At 57.8% G+C, this 16,691-nt stretch carries 18 protein-coding genes; 11 read left to right on the top strand and 7 right to left on the bottom strand.

The window, feature by feature from the left end:
- Positions 1-31 precede the first annotated feature (31 nt).
- Positions 32-373 (top strand): hypothetical protein, encoded by a 342-nt coding sequence (locus CKW23_RS19855; RefSeq protein ID WP_025259193.1) that lies wholly within the window; start codon positions 32-34, stop codon positions 371-373.
- 33 nt (positions 374-406) lie between these two features.
- Here the strand turns inward: CKW23_RS19855 and CKW23_RS19850 are convergent, their stop codons facing one another.
- Positions 407-1,315, bottom strand: a complete 909-nt coding sequence (locus CKW23_RS19850) for an alpha/beta fold hydrolase (RefSeq protein WP_025259194.1) — start codon at positions 1,313-1,315, stop codon at positions 407-409.
- 108 nt (positions 1,316-1,423) lie between these two features.
- Between CKW23_RS19850 and CKW23_RS19845 the strand changes: the two genes are divergently transcribed.
- Together CKW23_RS19845 and CKW23_RS19840 are read left to right on the top strand one after the other, a co-directional pair.
- Positions 1,424-1,816, top strand: coding sequence for a MerR family transcriptional regulator (locus tag CKW23_RS19845; RefSeq protein WP_025259195.1), 393 nt, complete (start codon positions 1,424-1,426; stop codon positions 1,814-1,816).
- 77 nt (positions 1,817-1,893) lie between these two features.
- Positions 1,894-2,334 (top strand): YqaA family protein, encoded by a 441-nt coding sequence (locus tag CKW23_RS19840; RefSeq protein WP_025259196.1) that lies wholly within the window; start codon positions 1,894-1,896, stop codon positions 2,332-2,334.
- Between the two features lie 10 nt (positions 2,335-2,344).
- On the opposite strand, the gene CKW23_RS19835 is transcribed toward CKW23_RS19840, so the two are convergent.
- Positions 2,345-3,250, bottom strand: a complete 906-nt coding sequence (locus CKW23_RS19835; protein ID WP_025259197.1) for a LysR family transcriptional regulator — start codon at positions 3,248-3,250, stop codon at positions 2,345-2,347.
- Positions 3,251-3,430: 180 nt separating this feature from the next.
- On the opposite strand from CKW23_RS19835, the gene CKW23_RS19830 reads away from it, so the two are divergent.
- Together CKW23_RS19830 and CKW23_RS19825 are read left to right on the top strand one after the other, a co-directional pair.
- On the top strand, positions 3,431-4,201 hold the full coding sequence (locus tag CKW23_RS19830) for a type 1 glutamine amidotransferase domain-containing protein (protein ID WP_025259198.1): 771 nt from the start codon (positions 3,431-3,433) through the stop codon (positions 4,199-4,201).
- 166 nt (positions 4,202-4,367) lie between these two features.
- The gene (locus CKW23_RS19825) at positions 4,368-5,066 is read left to right on the top strand and encodes a substrate-binding domain-containing protein (protein ID WP_159918438.1); all 699 of its coding nucleotides are present in this window, start codon (positions 4,368-4,370) and stop codon (positions 5,064-5,066) included.
- Between the two features lie 37 nt (positions 5,067-5,103).
- On the opposite strand, the gene CKW23_RS19820 is transcribed toward CKW23_RS19825, so the two are convergent.
- A complete protein-coding gene (locus tag CKW23_RS19820; RefSeq protein WP_025259199.1) occupies positions 5,104-5,508 on the bottom strand; it encodes a RidA family protein in 405 nt (134 codons plus the stop codon).
- Positions 5,509-5,650: 142 nt separating this feature from the next.
- Between CKW23_RS19820 and CKW23_RS19815 the strand changes: the two genes are divergently transcribed.
- Positions 5,651-6,577 carry a LysR family transcriptional regulator gene (locus tag CKW23_RS19815; RefSeq protein ID WP_025259200.1) on the top strand — a complete coding sequence of 309 codons (927 nt, stop codon included), beginning with the start codon at positions 5,651-5,653 and terminating at the stop codon, positions 6,575-6,577.
- Between the two features lie 9 nt (positions 6,578-6,586).
- On the opposite strand, the gene CKW23_RS19810 is transcribed toward CKW23_RS19815, so the two are convergent.
- The 3 genes from CKW23_RS19810 to acnB form a co-directional block, all read right to left on the bottom strand.
- Positions 6,587-7,009 carry a MarR family winged helix-turn-helix transcriptional regulator gene (locus tag CKW23_RS19810; protein ID WP_025259201.1) on the bottom strand — a complete coding sequence of 141 codons (423 nt, stop codon included), beginning with the start codon at positions 7,007-7,009 and terminating at the stop codon, positions 6,587-6,589.
- A complete protein-coding gene (locus CKW23_RS19805; RefSeq protein ID WP_025259202.1) occupies positions 6,999-7,877 on the bottom strand; it encodes an alpha/beta fold hydrolase in 879 nt (292 codons plus the stop codon). Before CKW23_RS19805 ends, CKW23_RS19810 begins: the two co-directional genes overlap by 11 nt.
- Before the next feature lie 152 nt (positions 7,878-8,029).
- Complete coding sequence (gene acnB / locus CKW23_RS19800) at positions 8,030-10,630, bottom strand: bifunctional aconitate hydratase 2/2-methylisocitrate dehydratase (protein ID WP_025259203.1); 2,601 nt, start codon at positions 10,628-10,630, stop codon at positions 8,030-8,032.
- Between the two features lie 400 nt (positions 10,631-11,030).
- Between acnB and CKW23_RS19795 the strand changes: the two genes are divergently transcribed.
- Positions 11,031-11,501, top strand: coding sequence for a DUF1289 domain-containing protein (locus CKW23_RS19795; RefSeq protein ID WP_025259204.1), 471 nt, complete (start codon positions 11,031-11,033; stop codon positions 11,499-11,501).
- A 26-nt stretch (positions 11,502-11,527) separates the two neighbouring features.
- On the opposite strand, the gene CKW23_RS19790 is transcribed toward CKW23_RS19795, so the two are convergent.
- Positions 11,528-12,388, bottom strand: a complete 861-nt coding sequence (locus CKW23_RS19790) for a universal stress protein (RefSeq protein WP_025259205.1) — start codon at positions 12,386-12,388, stop codon at positions 11,528-11,530.
- A gap of 150 nt (positions 12,389-12,538) precedes the next feature.
- Here CKW23_RS19790 and CKW23_RS19785 point away from each other — a divergent pair, with 150 nt between their 5' ends.
- From CKW23_RS19785 to CKW23_RS19770, 4 genes are all read left to right on the top strand, one after another.
- On the top strand, positions 12,539-13,150 hold the full coding sequence (locus CKW23_RS19785; RefSeq protein WP_025259206.1) for a tRNA-(ms[2]io[6]A)-hydroxylase: 612 nt from the start codon (positions 12,539-12,541) through the stop codon (positions 13,148-13,150).
- A 151-nt stretch (positions 13,151-13,301) separates the two neighbouring features.
- Positions 13,302-13,790 (top strand): MarR family winged helix-turn-helix transcriptional regulator, encoded by a 489-nt coding sequence (locus tag CKW23_RS19780; RefSeq protein WP_025259207.1) that lies wholly within the window; start codon positions 13,302-13,304, stop codon positions 13,788-13,790.
- 73 nt (positions 13,791-13,863) lie between these two features.
- Positions 13,864-15,069, top strand: coding sequence for an HlyD family efflux transporter periplasmic adaptor subunit (locus CKW23_RS19775; RefSeq protein WP_025259208.1), 1,206 nt, complete (start codon positions 13,864-13,866; stop codon positions 15,067-15,069).
- Positions 15,070-15,132: 63 nt separating this feature from the next.
- Positions 15,133-16,662, top strand: coding sequence for a DHA2 family efflux MFS transporter permease subunit (locus CKW23_RS19770; RefSeq protein WP_025259209.1), 1,530 nt, complete (start codon positions 15,133-15,135; stop codon positions 16,660-16,662).
- Positions 16,663-16,691 lie beyond the last annotated feature (29 nt).

Below are 16,691 nucleotides of genomic sequence, written 5' to 3'. Positions count from 1 at the left end.
GATGAGCCGTTTTTTATTTCAGGATCTTCACATGCGCCTTTTAACTCTCCCGGCCTTTGCCGTCGTTTTTGCGTTGTTGAGTGGCTGCGCTTCTGCACCGAATCAACCGACGCTTATTTTGCAAACCAGTAAGGCTCCCGATGAATACGTGCAGTGTGTAATGCCCAAACTGCAGGAACATTCATTGAACCCGGTGTTGTCGCAATCCCAGCGGCACTACAGGATTGTCGTCTCCAGCCCGGTAGCGGCTGACAACGTTATTGAGGCCTACAAGGCTCCGGCAGGCGGAAAAGTGTTTTTGTATGAGCGCCAGCTATTGGCATCGACGCTCATCACTTCCCGATTCGAGCGGGCGGCGCAGGAGTGTTTGTGACGACGATGCCACAAACCTTGCTATGCCTATCCATCAACGCACCGACGTTGAATCAATGAAAGCCGCCAGGTCACGATTGAAGCGTTCTGCTTCCTCTACGAAGGGAGCATGGCCTGAGTGTTCATAGAGTTTGCTCTGCACATTCGGATTCAGTTGCGTAGCGCGTGCAATCGAAGGCCGGGCCTGTACCAGTGCGTCGCGCGAGCCATACAGCAATAACACCGGCACCTTTGCATTGCCCAGGCCCCTGGCGGCTTCCACGGTCATGGACTGAACAGCCTTTTGCATGTTCCAGGACGCCATCGCGGCATTGGCAAACAACCGCTCGAAGGTCTGGGTGTCGGGCGGTGTGTGGAAGCACAGGGCAAGGAATGTGCGCACGGTATCGAGGTGGGTCTTCAGGTCGGTGGAGTTCAGGTCCCGGTAAACCTCGGGATGCGCCACGATCTGCTCGGGCTTCAGTTCGATGACGCCGTTGACATACAGTGCGCCTGCAATCCGGCTGTCACCATACCTGGCCAGATAGTTGGAGATGACCACACCGCCCAGCGACCAGCCCGCCAGCACAGGCTTTTCAGCGTGCGAGGCTTTTATGACTGCGGCGAGGTCATCGGCCCAGCGGTTTCCGTCGGCATACGCCTGAGCATCCGAAGGCTTGCCGGAGAGGCCGTGGCCGCGCAGGTCATAGGTGATCATTCGATAGCGTTGCAGCAGCGGGCTGTTTACCTGAGCGTCCCAGTTCAAGTGGCTGCCGAGCAGGCCATGAATGAAAACGATGGCCGGGCCGTCCGGGTTGCCGGCCTCCTGAACTGCCAGAGTGACGCCGTCGGGTGCTGTAACCGTATAGCTTTTCGTTTGCGCCTGGGCGAGCGCCGAAGTGGCCAACAGGATTGCTGAGACAAGCAGTGTGTAGAAGCGATGCAAAGCTGGTTGAAGGGACACGATATGACTCCGGGTTCAAGGGTTGCCCGCAGTCTCAACCCTCACTCAAGTGTGAGGGTCAAGCAAAAAAACGTGTTACCTTTCCTGCCCGGCCTCAGGTCAGCATCCATGACAAAGCCCACCCCAAAAAGCACCATGAGCATTGGCGAACTCGCACGAGAAACCGGCGCCAGTGTGCGTTCGATCCGCCATTACGATGAGCATGGTTTGCTCAAGTCCATGCGCGCCAACAACGGCTATCGCACGTTTCCTGCGATAGCTGTCACGCAAGTCAGACAGATCCAGCGCATGATCGCAACGGGGTTCAGCCTGGCAGAGATCCGCAGCTTTCCCGACTGCATGCGCATGATAGAAGGTGCTGCGGTGTGCCCGGATACCACCGCTGCGCAACGTGAACGGCTGGCCTCCATAGAGCAGCAGATCAACGATCTGGAGCGTCGTCGGGTACGACTGCTCAAGATGCTGTCGGAAGGTGTGGTTCCGCCTCTGGATGCTGTGTAGGAGCGAATTTATTCGCGAAAACGGTAATTCGCGAATAAATTTCCTCCGGTTTCGCGGCAGCATTAAGGTATGACTCGATGTTCGAGCTGACAAGTTATCTGGGACTCTTTGCGGTGGCATTCGGCGCTGCCACGCTGTTACCGCTGCAGTCCGAAGCCGTGCTGGTCGGCATGCTGCTTTCGGAGCGCTATGCAACGGTTCTGCTCCTGCTGGTTGCCACGTCAGGCAATGTCCTGGGATCAGCCGTGAACTGGTATCTGGGGCGTTCCATCGAACGCTTTCGGCATCGGCGCTGGTTTCCGGTCAGCGAGCGTCATCTGGACAAGGCCCAGCACACTTACAAGCGCTACGGACGCTGGGCGCTACTGTTCAGTTGGGTGCCGATCATCGGCGACCCCATCACCATGATCGCGGGCGTCATGCGCGAGCCGTTCTGGCGTTTTCTGCTGATCGTCACGCTGGCGAAAGGGGTGCGCTACCTGGTGCTGACGGCGATGACGCTGGGGTGGGCGTTGTGATTGCTGCGGGTTACCGTGTCTTCAATACTTCTGAGCACATATCAATGAATGCGCGCAGCTTTGGCTGGTTGCGGGCCGATCGTGGAAAGTAGAGAAACAGCCCGTCACTACTCGGGGAGCTATCAAGCAGTGCAGGCTCGAGCGTGCCGTTGGCCAGTTCACGCGAGGTGTGAAAGGTTGAGGAGTAGATGAGCCCGACGCCTTTGACGGCCAGGCTGCGCATCAGCTCTCCGTCATTGACGGTAATGGCGCTGTTTGGCTCTATCCTGACGGTTTCCTTGTTTTCGACGAACTCCCAGCGATAGATATCGCCCTTTTCCGGGCGACGAAACCGAATGCATTCGTGATGTAGGAGATCCTGGGATACCTTCGGTTTTCCGTGGGTCCTGAAGTATTCCGGCGACCCGAAGACAGCCCACTGGAAGGGTTTTGAAAGCCGCACCGCGATCATGTCCTGCTCAATGTATGAGCCGATCAGAATGCCCGCGTCATAACCTTCCGAGACAAAGTTCTCATGGCGATTGCTGACGGTGATGTCCACATTCAACCTGGGCCAGGCTTCACGAAAGGCGGGTAAGACAGGCTCTATCACATGTGGCAGGGCCAGGCGCTCCACGATGAGCCTGAGCGTTCCCGATGGAGCCTTTGCCGACTGAGCTGCATCTTCCAGCCCTGTTGCAATGGCTTGTGCTGCCGGCTCGACTCTCGACAGCAGGTTTATACCTGCTTCTGTCAGCGCCATCTTGCGGGTGGTGCGATGAAAGAGTTGCACACCCAGGCGATGTTCCATTTTCTGCAAGGCCTGGCTAACCGCTCCTGGCGTTTTGCCAAGATCGAGAGCGGCTTTACGAATACTCAGTCGCCTGGATATCGCCAGAAATTCTGACAATCCATCAAAGCTGTCGGGGTGGTTCATCTGGTTTCTTCATGCCGATTCGGTGCGCCATGGACCGGTGCACTGTACGTCATTTTTCAGTGCCAATTCATGCTTATTACATTGTTTTATTAAACAGTCTGTTCGGCCCTGACCGGCTATTTCATCGCTTTGGTTACGAATACAGTGATTGCAACAGCCAATAACTTGATGGAAGTAAACATGTCGATTGCAAGGTACTTTGCGGGGCTTGTCTGTGCGATTGCCGCATTTGCAGTTTTCGCGACTCCCGTTTTTGCCCAGGAAAATCAGAAGCGCGAAAGAATACTGCTCGTCGTTTCCAGTCTGGATAAAAAGACTCCTGACCAGGTTGGGGGCTTCTGGTTTCCAGAGCTTACCCATCCGGTCGAGGTCTTCGACAAGGCAGGGCTGGACTACGATATTGCCAGCCCCAAAGGGGGACTGGCTCCGTTCGATGGTTTCGACCTCAATGACAAGGCGACCCTTGCATTCTGGACCCGCCCGGAACACCGCAACAAGCTTGGCAACACCCTCAAACTGTCGGATGTGGACCCGTCTGAATACGCGGCGGTCCTGCTGGTAGGCGGCCATGGCCCGATGTGGGACTTTGTTCGTAATCCTGAACTCGATGGCATCGTGCGTACGATTTATGAGAACAAGGGGATTGTCAGTGCCGTCTGCCATGGCCCGGCAGGTCTGATCGATGTGAAGCTCAGCAATGGCGAGCGCCTGATCAAGGGGCGTCGTCTTACGGGGTTTACAGCCGAGGAAGAGGCTTCGCGCAATTACGACAAGATCGTTCCCTTTGAGCTGGAAAGCGCTTTGAAGGCCGCAGGCGCAACGTTTGAAGAAGCACCGGTCTTTGAGAACCGTGTGGTGGTCGATGGTCGTCTGGTGACGGGCCAGAACCCTGCCTCTGCAACGACCCTGGGAGAGGCTGTCGTCAAACTTCTTCAAGCCAGAGCGCAATAAGACAGGACAGCCAGTGCGGTCATCTCCATGACTGCACTGGTTTGCGAGCCCGGGTGTCGAGGAATATGAAATGCAATGCTTTGCCCGTGTAGTGAGGGCCACACAGTTACTGAGTGTTTTTGGGTTGCTGTTATCAGGCCCTTTCGCCAATGCGGCCGATATTCATGTGCTGGCTACCACGGCACTGAAGCCGGCCTTCGAGAAGATGGCCGCCGATTTCGAGTCATCAACCCGTCATCGTCTGATTTTTTCCTGGGGGGCCTCTTATGGCGCAGCTCCCGATGCATTGCCTGTGCGTATCAAGAGTGGCGAGGTGGTCGATGTGGCGATAATGCTCAGCCCGGCGCTGGATGAGCTAGTCCGGTCGGGATATTTATTTGCCGATACTAAAGTCGATCTCGCCACATCGCGTGTCGGGTTGGCGATCAAGGCAGGAGCGCTTCAGCCTGATATCTCTACTGCTGATAACTTGCGTAGCGTGCTGCTTGCCGCCAGGTCTGTCGCATTTTCCAGTGGCGTGAGCGGGGTTTATGTGGCGAGAACCCTGTTTCCTCAATTAGGTATTGCCGACCGGTTAAAGCCGAAAAGTGTGATTGTCGAAGCGCCGGAGCTGGTTGGGCATGCACTGATGCGTGGCGATGCAGAAGTGGGTCTGCAACAAATGAGCGAGTTGCTTGCAGTGCCGGGCATTCACGTCGTAGGGCCATTGCCCGATGCTGCCCAGAACGTCAATGTGATTGCTGCGGCGGTTGCAGAAAATGCTGTGCAACCCCACGCAGCCCAGGCCTGGATTAACTACTTGAGCACTTCTCCCGCTCTACAGGTGTTGAAGCATTCGGGGTTCGATGTCACGGCGGTGCAATGACCCTGTCCGTAGTGACACCTTTTCCCAGGCGGATTGCTTAACCCTCAAGTACTTCTGGAATCCTTGCAATCACCTTGATCTCGAAATCAAAGCCATAAAGCCAGGTGACGCCCACTGCCGTCAGTGTCGGGTGCGGTGCCTGGCCCCAGAACTCAGGGAACACCGTCCAGATTTTCTCGAACTTCGATTCGGGGTCGACCATGAAGACGGTGACATCGACTACGTCATCGAAGGTGCAACCCGCCTCTTTCAGGATGGCATTCAGATTGTTGAAGGCTGTCCTGACCTGTACCACCAGATCCTGCTCCGGCGAGCCGTCTTCCTTGCTGCCGACCTGGCCGGAAACGAACAGAAAGCCATTGGAGCGGATCGCAGGCGAATAGCGATTGCGCTCATAAAGCTCCAGGCGTCCGGCGGGGAAAACTGCATCACGCTTTGTCATGGTTGATCTCCATCGACAGGTCGGGGTGACCGGTCATTAACGATGGGAGAACTCTAAGGGCTTGTATCCGGGCGATAAACGAGCAACTGTAGCTATCACTGTTTGTAAAAACCAAACAATCCAACAGCTATTCGGGGTGGAGATGGACCGTTTCGATGCGATGCAGGCTTTTGCGCGGGTGGTAGAGGCGGGGAGTTTTACCAAAGCAGCCGAAACCCTGCACATGAGCAAGACCACTGTGACGCAACTGGTGCAGCAACTGGAAGCCCGCTTGCGGGTCAAGTTGCTCAACCGAACGACGCGCAAGGTCAATGTCACGGCTGATGGCGCGGTTTATTACGAGCGCGTTGTCAGGCTGCTGGCTGACCTGGACGATGCCGAAACCAGCCTGTCCAGCGCTTCGGCCTTGCCCAGAGGGCGGCTGCGGGTGGATGTGCCCAGCCCGTTTGCCAGCACGATTCTGATGCCGGCCCTGCCTGAGTTTCATGCGCGATACCCGGATATCCAGATCGATATGGGCGTCAGCGACCGTATCGTGGATGTGATCGGTGAGAATGTGGATTGTGTGGTTCGCGGTGGCGAGTTGACCGACCAATCCCTGATGGCTCGGCGTGTCGGTGATCTCAGGCTTGGCGTGTATGCGGCACCGAGCTATCTGGAGCGGGTCGGCAAACCTGCGCATCCGCGAGAGCTGGAGGATTCCCATCACCGCATCGTCGGTTTCCTGTGGGCGCGTACCGGCAAGGCCCTGCCTTATGCCATGCACCGCGAGGGTGAGAGTCTTCATGTCCATGGGCGTTACGTGCTGGCGGTGGACGATGGCAATGCCTACCTGGCTGCAGGTCTGGCCGGCATGGGTGTTCTGTGGGTGCCAGACTACATGGCCAAAGCTCATCTGGAGCGGGGTGATCTGGTGCCGCTGTTCAAGGATTGGCGCATGGATTCTATGCCGATGTACGTGGCATTTCCGCCCAACCGGCATATCAGTCTCAAGCTTCGGGTATTTATCGATTGGGTAGCTGAGCTGATGACGCAACATGCGCCTGTCATTGACCGGCGCGGAGTCTGAATCAGGCTGTCACTGGCTGCGATCCCTGACTGCTGCGAGCCATCTGGAAACAACCTCCATTTCCTCATCGCTGAACGCTTGGGTCAGTTTTTCATTCAGCGGTGCCAGTTCCGATGTGGCCTGCAAGGTCGCTGTCCGGCCTGCATCCGTCAGCCACAAACGAAAGCTGCGTTTGTCATGTTCATCGACGCGGCGCTCGATCAGCCCCGACTTGACCATGCGGTCCGCCAGCCCGGTCATGGCCGAGGGGGCGATATCCAGCGCCAGCGCGACTTCGCCGCTGAGAGCCCCATCCTGCCCGTTGAGTACAAAGAGAGCGCCAGCCTGGGTTGCGCTGATGCCCGCTCGATTCGAGATATGCCGTTCTATGTATCTGGACAGGCTCTTTTGAGCGGCATTCAACAAATAGACGTAGCGACGGTCATGCGCCATTCGGATTACCCGGTAACTGAGTTTCCAGCCATCTTGCCACTACTGGCCATAGCGTGTCGGCATGTTGTTGACGGAAAAAGCCCAGATGCCCTATCGCTGAGCCGCCGCTGTCTGCCGGGCCAAACTGGCGTCGTTCTACAGTACAGCCAGTCAGGTGTCCCGCCATCAAGTCGATGGCTTCGGCGGGGGCCCATGGATCATCGTCGACACCCACGGCCAGAATCGGCAACGTCGGTCGAGCGAAGCGGGCAGAGGCGTTGACCGAGGGGTCGTCAAAGAAGTACTGGCGAAGGCTGGTCCAGCGTGACCACTCGCGCATGACATCTGCTGGCAGATCTTCGCCAATCCCCAGCCTGCGCCCCGGAAAGTAGCCCAGAAAATTTGCGCTGATCGGGCCCAGGGCTTTGAGCAGGATCGCCACTTTCAAGCGCTCCTGCCAGGGCCTTATAAATCTCAGGCAGCCCGCGTGGGCGCATACAGTCACCGCCGCCTTGAGTTTGCTGCTGCTTTCGCATAACCCGATGGCATGCCCGCCGAAGCTATGGCCCACCGCCAGGTGAGGAATACCGCTGTACTGCCCGGACACCCAGTGGGTGACGGTTTCGACATCGTTGTCAGCCCACGAAATAAACCCCGCCTTGACGGTTTTCGGATGAGGCCCGTTCCTGCTGACTCCCCGGTAGTTGTAGGTGATGACCGTGAAACCGTTGGCGACCAGATAGTGAGCGAACGGGAAGTACATGCGCTCGGTGACACCCGTCGCCGGGTTGATCTGAACCACTGCCTTTGCAGGGCTGGCGCCGTTATGGAGAGTTACTTCGACGTTATAGCCGTCACGGCAGGTGATCGAGTGGTTTGTCGTCTTCATGGGATTTATTTCGTATGTGAAGTAAATTATTTAACATGCGAAATATATCGCCGCAAGCATTTTATTGAGGCGGCCGGGAAGCCGGGATGAATGAGCGGTCAATAAAAAACCCCATCACAAGGATGGGGTTCTTTTAACGCTGTGTTTCGTGCTTACGCTTGAACGACCGGGATATTGGCGTTCGCAGCGGCTTCGCGGAACTCGGCGATCTGATCGAAGCTCAGGTAGCGGTATACGTCCGCTGCCATGGTGTCGATCTGGTTCGCGTAGCTCATGTACTCCTCGACGGTCGGCAGGCGACCCAGGATCGAAGCGACGGACGCCAGCTCGGCCGAAGCCAGGTAGACGTTCGCGCCGTCACCCAGACGGTTCGGGAAGTTACGGGTCGAAGTCGAAACCACGGTGGAGTTCGGTTCTACGCGAGCCTGGTTACCCATGCACAGCGAGCAGCCCGGCATTTCCATGCGTGCGCCAGCCTTGCCGTAGATGCCGTAGTAGCCTTCTTCGGTCAGTTGGTGAGCGTCCATCTTGGTCGGAGGCGACAGCCACAGACGAGTTGGCAACTGGCCTTTGACCTGATCCAGCAACTTGCCCGCAGCGCGGAAGTGGCCGATGTTGGTCATGCAGGAACCGATGAACACTTCGTCGATCTTCTCGCCCTGTACCGAAGACAGCAGGCGTGCGTCGTCCGGGTCGTTCGGCGCGCAGAGCACAGGCTCCTTGACGTCGGCCAGGTCGATTTCGATGATTTCGGCGTACTCGGCGTCCTTGTCGGCTTCCAGCAGCTCAGGGTTGGCAATCCAGGCTTCCATCGCCTTGGCGCGGCGCTCCAGAGTGCGTGGATCTCCGTAGCCTTGCTCGATCATCCAGCGCAGCAGGGTGATGTTGGAGTTCAGGTACTCGATGATCGGCTCTTTTGCCAGCTTGATGGTGCAACCGGCAGCCGAACGTTCGGCCGAAGCGTCGGACAGCTCGAAAGCCTGTTCGATGCTGAGGTTTTCCAGACCTTCGATCTCCAGAATGCGGCCGGAGAAGGCGTTCTTCTTGCCTTTCTTCTCTACGGTCAGCAGGCCAGCCTGGATGGCGTAGTAAGGAATGGCGTGAACCAGGTCGCGCAGGGTGATGCCAGGTTGCAGCTTGCCCTTGAAGCGGACCAGGATCGACTCAGGCATGTCCAGCGGCATAACGCCGGTGGCAGCAGCGAACGCGACCAGACCGGAACCGGCCGGGAAGGAGATACCGATCGGGAAGCGGGTGTGGGAGTCGCCACCGGTGCCGACGGTGTCAGGCAGCAGCATGCGGTTCAGCCAGCTGTGGATGATGCCGTCGCCTGGACGCAGGGAAACACCGCCACGGGTCATGATGAAATCAGGCAGCGTGTGGTGAGTCTTGACGTCGATCGGCTTTGGATAAGCAGCAGTGTGGCAGAAGGACTGCATGACCAGATCGGTGGAGAAGCCCAGGCAAGCCAGATCTTTCAGCTCGTCGCGGGTCATCGGGCCAGTGGTGTCCTGGGAACCGACGGTGGTCATCTTCGGTTCGCAGTAGGTGCCCGGACGGATACCTTCTACGCCGCATGCCTTGCCGACCATTTTCTGCGCCAGGGTGAAACCCTTGGTGCTGGCAGCCGGCTGATCCGGAGTCTTGAACAGATCCGATGGTGGCAGGCCCAGCTCGGCGCGTGCCTTGCCGGTCAGACCGCGACCGATGATCAGAGGGATACGGCCACCGGCACGTACTTCGTCGAGCAGGACCGGAGTCTTCATCTCGAAGGTGGTCAGGACTTCGTCGCTGTTGTGCTTGGTGACTTTGCCTTCATGCGGGTACAGGTCGATCACGTCGCCCATGTGCATGTTGGAAACGTCGAATTCGATTGGCAGTGCGCCAGCATCTTCCATGGTGTTGTAGAAGATCGGGGCGATCTTGCTGCCGAAGCAGAAACCGCCGGCACGCTTGTTCGGAACATAAGGAACGTCGTCGCCGAAGAACCACAGAACCGAGTTGGTTGCCGATTTACGCGAGGAACCGGTACCGACCACGTCACCGACGTAGGCGATAGGGAAACCCTGGCCGCGCATTTCTTCGATCTGCTTCATCGGGCCGATGGAGCCTTGCACGTCAGGCACGATGCCTTCACGGGCCATTTTCAGCATGGCCAGGGCGTGCAGCGGGATATCCGGACGGGACCAGGCATCCGGTGCCGGGGACAGGTCGTCGGTGTTGGTTTCGCCGGTGACCTTGAAGACGCGCAGGCTGATCTTGTCAGCCAGTACAGGGCGCTTCTTGAACCACTCGCCGTCAGCCCAGGATTGCAGGACGGCCTTGGCGTGCTCATTGCCGCTCTTGGCTTTTTCAGCGACGTCGTGGAAAGCATCGAACATCAGCAGGGTGTGCTTGAGCTGTTCGGCTGCGACCGGTGCCAGTTCGGCGTCGTCGAGCAACGCAACCAGAGTCACGATGTTGTAGCCACCTTGCATGGTGCCCAACAGTTCGGTAGCGCGTTTTTTGTCGATCAGCGGGGAAGTGGCTTCGCCCTTGGCCAGAGCAGACAGGAAGCCGGCCTTGACGTACGCCGCTTCGTCCACGCCTGGTGGAATGCGGTTGGTGATCAGGTCGACAAGGAAATCTTCTTCGCCAGCGGGAGGATTCTTCAGCAGCTCAATAAGGTCTGCAGTTTGTTCGGCGTTAAGCGGCTGGGGCACGATACCCTGGGCGGCACGCTCTTCGATGTGTTTGCGGTAGGCTTCAAGCACAGTATTACCCTCATCAGTGGTCCCAAATGGGTGTCCGGGACGCTCATCCAGAAATTGTCTGCACCCACGCAAGGCTTTCGAGCCTTGTTGGCAGGGTATCGGCAATTCCTAACGAAGCTGTTTTCAAAGTTTTACGCCTGCAGGACGGGGGGGATGTCAGGTCGACACGGCCATTCGTGATGAGGGAATGGCCTGTCGACACCGTACTGCGGGATTAACTTGACTGTGCTCGTGACGCTTTGAAAACAGCTTCTAACGGACATTGGCGCCTTCTAAGGCTCGACGATTCTACGGCAAAACTTCGCTAAAGGTAAGTTAGACCCTACATCTTCGGGGGTGACCCTTGTTAGACAAAGGGCTAACATGCCTTCTCGTTTCGCCTGCCCTTGTCCTGCCAGCCATGCCTGATCAAATCATCAAAACGCCTTGTGTCGGCCTTTGCTCCACTGTTTATGGGGACCTGGTGTGCCGTGGCTGCAAGCGTTTCCACCATGAGGTGGTCAACTGGAATGGCTACAACGAAGACGAGAAAAGAGCGGTCTGGCTGCGCCTGGAGCAACTGCTGGTCCAGGTGATGGCGGCCAAGCTCGAAGTCTTCGATGTCGAGAAGCTGCGCATGCAACTCGTCCAGCGCAAGATCCGCTTTGTGGCCCATCAGTCCGAATATTGCTGGGCCTATCAATTGATCGCTCGCGGTGCGCGGGTCATCAATCAGGTCGAGGCTTATGGCTTCGTGCTGCTGCCGGAGTTTCGCGACTGGGCACTGCCTGAATTGCGCGATGCTATCGACCGTGAGTTTTTCCTGCTGTCCGAAGCCCATTACCAGCGATATATCGCGCCGGGGTTCCTGAAGGATGCGCTCGGGGATTGAGATTTTCCTGCCGTGGGAGCCGGTGATCATTCATCAAACCTCTCCTCCAGATGCCGGATGATCTCCTCGGTCTTGAGCACCAGCACATCACTTTCCAGCGAGTCGAGTACCACTTCGGCGGTGTTGCCGATCAGTGCGCCTGAAAGACCGGTACGCGCCACGGTGCCGATGATGGTGACCACTGCGTCGAGCTGGTGGGCCGTAAAGGGAATCAGCACATCAGCCGGACCCTCTGCGATGTGCAGGTGGCTGTCGTCGATATCGAATTCCGTCTGGAACGCCTGGCATTGCTCCCGGTATCGGGTTTCGATGCTTTCCTTGAGCTGGTAGATCGGGTCGGCAGCCGACAGCATGGGCGACGGATGGGCGCTTATGACGTGCAAGTGCCCCTTGGCCAGTGCTGCAATGTCATAGCCGTGATCGACGATGCTGTAATGCAGCGTCTTGTGTTCTTCATCCGCATTGCCGACATCCACAGCCGCGAGAATCACGCCGCCTGTCCAGGGCCTTGACGTCTTGACCATCAGCACCGGGCTTGGGCAATAACGCAGCAGTTTCCAGTCGTCGGGAGTGAGCAGGGCCTTTTTCAGCGGGTTGTCCGGCAGGTGTTGCTTGATGACCAGGCCGCAGCCTTCGGTTTGTTGCACCTTGCAGATGGTCTTGTGGGTGGACTCTTCCCAGTGCTGTTCCGCGCTGGCGGTGAAGCCTTCTTCCTGAAGGTTTCTTTTCAGTTCGTTGAGTTGTTGCGTATGGGGATGATCCTTGTCACAGATCAGCAGGTGCAGATGAGCCTGAGTAACCCCGGCAATCAGTTTCGCGCGCTTGAGGGCCAGGCTGTCGGCGTGGTTGGGATCGATGACCACCAGGATGCTGCGAATAGACTGCATGGGGCTAATCTCCACAAGGCAAGTTGTGCTCCACAACTATAGTTGCAGTGCATCGGGTCGTCGCTTGATCTGGATCACAGCATTTCTGTCGCCCCGGGCGCGCACCCCTCGTATAATGCGCGACCTTGCAAACCCGCTATCTGTGAGCTTATGTACCCGATCCCCGAAATCGAAGCCTTTCTGCTGTGCCGCACGCCTGACAGTTGGGTTCAGGCCGCTTTGCGCAATCTGGACATTCTGTTGATCGATCATGCGAACAACGAGAAAAAGGCGGCCGGGGCGGCGTTTCAGTTCATGTTCCAGTACAACGACAAATTCGACCTGCTGAGCAAGATGTCGCGCCTGGCCCGTGAAGAGCTTCGGCATTTCGAGCAGGTGCTGAGCATCATCCGCAAGCGCGAAATCCCGATGGCCAACGTCAGTTCGGCGCGTTATGCGGGGGCATTGCGCAAGCTGGTGCGCAACCACAATCCCTACCGGCTGACTGACGCCCTGATTGTGGGTGCCATTGTTGAAGCACGCTCCTGCGAGCGCTTCGCAGCGCTGGTGCCGCATCTGGACGAAGAGCTTGCCAAGTTTTACGGTGGGCTGTTGAAGTCCGAGGCCCGGCATTTTCAGGACTACTTGAAGCTGGCCTATACCTATGGCGATAAAGCCGATGTTGACGCCAAGATTGAAGAGATTCGCCATGCCGAGTGTGAATTGATCGAAAGTCCGGACGAGGAGTTCCGCTTCCACAGCGGTGTGCCTGCCGCGGCCTGATTTTTCACCTGCTCCCCAAAAACGACCGACTCTTACCAGCGGTCGTTTTTTTTATGAAGATATTGTTAGCCAGCTAACAAATGTTTTGACATTAGCTGCTTAGGCAGTAATATCGCCACATCACTGCCTAAGCAGCTTTTATGGTGATCCTTTGAAACATTTCACGTCCGAGAATTTCGATTCCAGCCTGATGGGCCTGTTGGTCGGTCGTACCAATGCTCTCAAGGACCGCATGCTGGACAAGTATTTGCTGCCTTATGACGTCACCTTCTCGCAGTTCAAGGTGCTGATCATCATTTCCCAGTTCGCCCTCGATACCCCCGTCGAATTGTGTCGGCACCTGTCTCTGGACAGCGGCTCCATGACGCGCATGCTCGATCGTCTGGAACAAAAGGGGCTGATCGTGCGCACCCGTTCGGCAGCCGACCGACGCCAGGTGCATGTGGCGTTGACCGGGCAGGGACAGAAACTCTCGGACCTGCTGCCGCAGATCGGTGCCGACGCGATGAACGACACCTTTGCCGTTCTGGACAAGGAAGAAGTCGCAACCCTTGAGCGAATCCTGACCAAGGTGCTGGTGGCCGCCGACGACCACATCACCCTCACGCGCCTGAGCTTCAAGTCCACCGGGGCGAAGTGAACGGCCACCGCCGACATCCCCGGTAAACCTCGATATCCCGCAATTACTGCTTCACCGACTACAGGTACTCGTCATGGCTACTGCCGCTACTGAAAAACCATCTGCCAGCTCGCCCGAAGATGCAAATCCGGGCAAGCGCACATTCATGCTGTTGGTGCTCGCCCTGATCGTCATCCTTGGCGGTGCGGCGGTCTGGGCCTGGCATGAGTTTTATGGCCGCTGGAGCGAAAGTACCGATGACGCCTATGTGAATGGCAACGTCGTCGAAATCACCCCGCTGACTACCGGCACGGTCATCAGTATCGGTGCTGATGACGGTGATCTGGTGCGTGAAGGCCAGGTCCTGATCAAGTTCGACCCCAGCGACGCTGAAGTCAGCCTGCAAAGCGCCGAGGCCAATCTGGCCAAGGTCGTGCGCCAGGTGCGCGGGCTTTACAGCAATGTCGATGGCATGAAGGCGCAACTGGCTGCGCAACGTGCCGAAGTGCAGAAGGCCCAGGACAACTACAACCGTCGCCGGAGCCTGGCGGCGAGCGGGGCGATTTCCCAGGAAGAGCTGTCCCACGCCAAGGATGACCTGACCAGCGCGCAAAGTTCGTTGAGCAATGTTCAGCAGCAACTGGCCAGCAGCGTTGCGCTGGTGGATGACACCGTCGTTTCTTCTCACCCCGACGTGAAAGCTGCCGCTGCGCAACTGCGTCAGGCGTATCTGGCCGATGCCCGCACGACGGTTGTGTCGCCGGTGACCGGTTATGTGGCCAAGCGTACCGTGCAACTGGGCCAGCGGATTCAGCCGGGCACTGCAACCATGGCGGTGATTCCGCTGGATCAGCTGTGGATCGACGCGAATTTCAAAGAGACGCAACTGGGCAATATGCGCATTGGCCAGCCGGTGGAGATCACCTCGGACCTGTACGGCAGCCATGTGAAATACAGCGGCACCATCGACAGCCTGGGTGCAGGGACCGGGAGTGCCTTCGCTCTGCTGCCAGCCCAGAACGCCACCGGCAACTGGATCAAGATCGTCCAGCGCGTGCCGGTGCGGATTCACATCAACCCCGATGAGCTGGCGAACAACCCGCTGCGGATCGGCCTGTCCACTACGGTTGATGTCAATCTGCATGACCAGAGTGGTCCGGTACTGGCTCAGCAACCGCCGAAAAAGGCGAGCTTCAGCACCAACATCTATGCCGAGCAACTGGCCGATGCCGACGCCATGATCGCGCGCCTGATCCATGACAACAGCGCCGCCAACAGCAAAGCCACTGCGCAGCGCTGATCCGCCAATCCGCACGCCCCGTCCTTCAGGTCGGGGCAGCATTTCAGTTTCAAGGGATTTGCGATGAGTAACAACGCCCCGGCCTCATTTACGCCGCCCAGCCTGTTGATGTGCACCATCGGCCTGTCCCTGGCGACCTTCATGCAGGTCCTCGATACCACCATTGCCAACGTTGCCTTGCCGACCATTTCCGGGAATCTGGGCGTGAGTTCGGAGCAGGGCACCTGGGTCATCACGTCGTTTGCCGTCAGCAACGCGATTGCCTTGCCACTGACTGGCTGGCTGAGCCGCCGTTTCGGTGAGGTCAAGCTGTTCCTGTGGGCGACCCTGCTGTTCGTGCTGGCTTCGTTTCTGTGCGGGATTTCCCAGTCGATGCCGGAGCTGGTGGGCTTCCGGGTTCTTCAAGGCGTGGTCGCCGGGCCCCTTTATCCCATGACCCAGACCCTGTTGATCGCGGTGTATCCGCCCGCTAAAAGGGGGATGGCGCTGGCGCTGCTGGCCATGGTTACGGTGGTTGCACCGATTGCCGGGCCGATTCTGGGCGGCTGGATCACCGACAGTTACAGCTGGCCGTGGATTTTCTTCATCAACGTTCCCATCGGCCTGTTTGCGGTGTGGGTGGTGCGTACGCAAATGGCCAAGCGTCCGGTGAGCACCAGCCGTCAGCCCATGGATTACGTCGGGCTGCTGACCCTGATCATTGGGGTTGGGGCATTGCAGATCGTCCTGGACAAGGGCAATGACATGGACTGGTTCGAGTCGAACTTCATTGTGATCGGCTCGGTGATTTCCATTGTGGCGTTGTCGGTGTTCGTGATCTGGGAAATGACCGACAAGCATCCCATCGTCAATCTGCGGCTGTTTGCCTACCGCAACTTCCGGATCGGTACTCTGGTGCTGGTCGGTGGTTACTCCGGCTTCTTCGGGATCAACCTGCTGCTGCCTCAATGGTTGCAGACCCAGATGGGCTACACCGCAACCTGGGCCGGACTGGCGGTGGCGCCTATCGGTATCCTGCCGGTGCTGATGTCGCCCTTCGTTGGTAAATATGCCCACAAGTTCGACCTGCGTCTGCTGGCCGGACTGGCATTTCTGGCTATGGGCCTGAGTTGCTTCATGCGGGCTGGGTTCACCAACGAGGTGGATTTCGAGCATGTGGCGCTGGTGCAGTTGTTCATGGGGATCGGCGTGGCGCTGTTTTTCATGCCGACCTTGAGCATCCTGCTCTCGGACTTGCCACCTCAGCAGATCGCCGACGGTTCGGGTCTTGCGACATTCCTCAGGACGCTGGGTGGCAGCTTTGCGGCATCCCTCACGACCTGGATATGGATTCGTCGCGCCGATCAGCATCATGCCTACCTGAGTGAAAACATCAGCACCTTCGACCCTGCTACCCGCGACGCACTCAACAGCCTGGGCGGCGCAAGCCCACAGGCTTATGCGCAACTGGAGCAGACCCTCAACAGCCAGGCTTACATGATGTCCACGGTGGATTACTTCTACATGCTGGGCTGGGTGTTTGCGGGGTTGATTCTGCTGGTCTGGCTGGCCAAACCGCCGTTTGCCGCCAAGGCCGCGCCGGGCGGTCATTAAATAGCTTGGTCGGACTGCCCCCCAAGGGT

Source organism: Pseudomonas sp. Irchel 3A18, from assembly GCF_900187465.1.
Lineage (GTDB): Bacteria > Pseudomonadota > Gammaproteobacteria > Pseudomonadales > Pseudomonadaceae > Aquipseudomonas > Aquipseudomonas cichorii.
Note: the sequence above shows the minus strand (reverse complement) of the source record. Positions and strands in the feature narration are given on the sequence as shown.

Bases quoted from the DNA above. Each gene is read 5' to 3' on its own strand.
- CKW23_RS19855 (WP_025259193.1), top strand. From the start codon at position 32: ATGCGCCTTTTAACTCTCCCGGCCTTTGCCGTCGTTTTTGCGTTGTTG.
- CKW23_RS19770 (WP_025259209.1), top strand. From the start codon at position 15,133: ATGAGTAACAACGCCCCGGCCTCATTTACGCCGCCCAGCCTGTTGATG.
- CKW23_RS19810 (WP_025259201.1), bottom strand. From the start codon at position 7,009: ATGGCGCATGACCGTCGCTACGTCTATTTGTTGAATGCCGCTCAAAAG.
- CKW23_RS19835 (WP_025259197.1), bottom strand. From the start codon at position 3,250: ATGAACCACCCCGACAGCTTTGATGGATTGTCAGAATTTCTGGCGATA.
- CKW23_RS19830 (WP_025259198.1), top strand. From the start codon at position 3,431: ATGTCGATTGCAAGGTACTTTGCGGGGCTTGTCTGTGCGATTGCCGCA.
- CKW23_RS19815 (WP_025259200.1), top strand. From the start codon at position 5,651: ATGGACCGTTTCGATGCGATGCAGGCTTTTGCGCGGGTGGTAGAGGCG.
- CKW23_RS19820 (WP_025259199.1), bottom strand. From the start codon at position 5,508: ATGACAAAGCGTGATGCAGTTTTCCCCGCCGGACGCCTGGAGCTTTAT.
- CKW23_RS19840 (WP_025259196.1), top strand. From the start codon at position 1,894: ATGTTCGAGCTGACAAGTTATCTGGGACTCTTTGCGGTGGCATTCGGC.
- CKW23_RS19790 (WP_025259205.1), bottom strand. From the start codon at position 12,388: ATGCAGTCTATTCGCAGCATCCTGGTGGTCATCGATCCCAACCACGCC.
- CKW23_RS19795 (WP_025259204.1), top strand. From the start codon at position 11,031: ATGCCTGATCAAATCATCAAAACGCCTTGTGTCGGCCTTTGCTCCACT.
- CKW23_RS19775 (WP_025259208.1), top strand. From the start codon at position 13,864: ATGGCTACTGCCGCTACTGAAAAACCATCTGCCAGCTCGCCCGAAGAT.
- CKW23_RS19785 (WP_025259206.1), top strand. From the start codon at position 12,539: ATGTACCCGATCCCCGAAATCGAAGCCTTTCTGCTGTGCCGCACGCCT.
- CKW23_RS19845 (WP_025259195.1), top strand. From the start codon at position 1,424: ATGACAAAGCCCACCCCAAAAAGCACCATGAGCATTGGCGAACTCGCA.
- CKW23_RS19805 (WP_025259202.1), bottom strand. From the start codon at position 7,877: ATGAAGACGACAAACCACTCGATCACCTGCCGTGACGGCTATAACGTC.